This window comes from Mycobacterium sp., from assembly GCF_049673265.1.
In the GTDB taxonomy this organism is placed as follows: domain Bacteria; phylum Actinomycetota; class Actinomycetes; order Mycobacteriales; family Mycobacteriaceae; genus Mycobacterium.
The window spans coordinates 1-2,445 of sequence record NZ_JBATXN010000013.1; the positions used below are offsets into that span (position 1 = coordinate 1).

The following is a 2,445-nucleotide window of genomic DNA, read 5'->3' on the forward strand; positions in this document are numbered from 1 at the left end:
CTGCTAAACCCCACAAATATCGCCGGCGAAGACATAACCGTCGCGCCACCGGCCAAAGCCAGATCACACTCCCCCGTGCGCAACCACTGCATCGCCCAGTGCAGGGCCACTAGCGACGACGAACACGCGGTATCCAAAGACACCGCCGGGCCTTCCAGCCCCAAGGCATACGCCACCCGTCCCGAGGCCACACTTGACGCCGAACCGGTCAGCCCGTACCCCTCTAAGCCGTCGGTCGCCCCGCTTGCATAGGTCTGCCCGAAGATCCCGGTGAACACTCCGGTCGCCGAGCCCCTCAGCGATGCCGGTTCAATTCCGGCGTGTTCCAACGCTTCCCAGGAGCATTCCAACAGCAATCGGTGCTGCGGGTCCATCGCCAGCGCCTCGCCCGGGGCGATCCCGAAAAACCCCGCGTCAAAACCGGCGATGTCCGCGAGAAATCCGCCCCGCCGCGTGTAGGTCTTGCCCATCGCGTCTGGATCGGGGTCAAACAACCCCTCCACGTCCCAACCCCGATCGGTGGGAAACTCCGACACCACATCCCGGCCGCCCGCCACGACGTCCCACAGCCCGAGCGGGGAAACCACTCCACCCGGAAAACGACAGCCCATCCCCACCAGCACCACCGGCTCATCGATTTTCGCTGGGGCTGGCGGCGTCGGTGGACTGTCGGAGCCGAGGAGTTCGGCCTCCAAGTAATCAGCCAGTCCGGTAACCGAGCCGTAATCCCATCCGATCGTGTCGGGCAGCCGCAGACCTGTCAGTGCCGCTAATCGGTTACGAAGTTCGACTGTCATCTGGGAGTCAAAACCCAGCTCGGCGAAGGTGCGGTCCCGGTCTACCGAGCCAGGGCCGAGGTGGCCCAAGATTTTCGCGACCTCTGCGTCAACGGCCCTGACTACCACCTGGTGACGCTCGCGTTGCAAAACGTCCAGCCGCTCGCTAAGCGTCGAGCCACCCGCGTTTTCCGTCGGCTGCACGTCCGCCGCCGGTCCGGTTGCACGCACCGCCTTGGTGTCCGGCCAAGCCGCGATCGACGGCAGTTCCCAAATTGGCGCGGCGGGGACCTCCGCGCGAAGCACACCTCGTAGCAACTTTCCGGTGGGGCCTCGAGGAAGCCGGTCAATAATGGCAAATCGATGCGGGACCTTGAACCCAGACAATCGGGTGAGCAGTCGCCGGTGGATGTCGTAGATGTCCGATTGATCGACAGATGCTCCGCTCGTCGGGACTAAAAATGCCTGCAACGCCCGTGCGCCGGTGTGCTCCTTGACTGATACAACCGCAACTTCGGCCACATTTTCGTGCTCGGCAATGAGCCGTTCGACCTCCCGCGGATTAACGTTGTTGCCGCCGACGATTTCTATGTCATCCGCGCGACAACGGTAGGTAACCCACCCGTCGGCGTCCACGCACACTCTGTCCCGAGTGTCGAGCCAATTCCCGGTTATGACGGGATCTGTGGGACGGTTCCAGTAACCCGCTGCGATCGATGGTCCGCGGACCCATAAGTTGCCCTCAACCCCTGGTCCTGCGGTCGTGCCATCGGGCGCCGCCACGCGAATCTCATACGGGTGAAGCGCCTTTCCCAAAGTACCCAGGCGCCATTCATCGACGCGGTTTGATACGAATGTCTGCCCCACCTCCGTTGAGCCGATCCCGTCAAGGATCGGGATACCACCGAAGAAGTCCATCAGTCGTTCGGCGAACTCGACGCCAAGCGCTTCGCCCGCCGATACCACGCAGCGCAGCGAACGGAAAGAATCGGGAGAGCATGCGTCGACAATCCTCGCAAAGAAAGTTGGCACGCCGTAAAGTACCGACGGCGCAAATCTCGCACTGAGCTCGGCCGCCAGATCCGCACTCACCGGCACTTGGCTAATAACTGCTGAACTGCCTGTCGCCAATGGAAACCAGACCGAATTACCCAGCCCATACCCGAAGTGCATGCGTGCGCTACTGAACCCGGTGTCTCCAGGGGTGAGCTGCAATGCGTTGCGACACATGGCCTCAACAAATGCGAACACGTCGGCGTGCCGATGGATCGCGGCTTTCGGTGGACCCGTAGTGCCAGACGTGTAGTTAGCGAACGCAGCAGCGTCAGCGCTCAGCGGCTGATAGTCGCCCGGCTCGACTCGGCTCGCGTCGGACAACAGCTCTGCGGTTTCCACCACGCGCGACTGCTGGAACCGAGCGCGAAGAGCACTAGAGGTGACGACGAGCGCCGGGTCCGTGTCGCGTTCGAAAAACGCGTGGTCTTCGGGATGGAGCTCCGGATTCGCGAAGAAAGCCAGCAGTCCGCGAGCCAGGCAGGCCAGCAACAGCTCCACCAGCTCAGGCGAATCCGGAAGGCACAACAGGACGCGATCTCCGCTGGATAGACCGCGGACTCTCAGCACTTCCCCAAGGCGCGCGCCACCGTCATGAATCTGCCCATGAGTCACC

Annotated in this window: 1 protein-coding gene and 1 pseudogene; both read right to left on the reverse strand. The window is 62.7% G+C overall.

The window, feature by feature from the left end; translation table 11 throughout:
• Positions 1-611: beta-ketoacyl synthase N-terminal-like domain-containing protein (locus WBF82_RS00310; RefSeq protein WP_424381122.1), on the reverse strand; the 611-nt coding region annotated here is incomplete at its 3' end.
• A gap of 63 nt (positions 612-674) precedes the next feature.
• A pseudogene (locus tag WBF82_RS00315) lies at positions 675-2,445 on the reverse strand (AMP-binding protein); the annotation flags it as partial.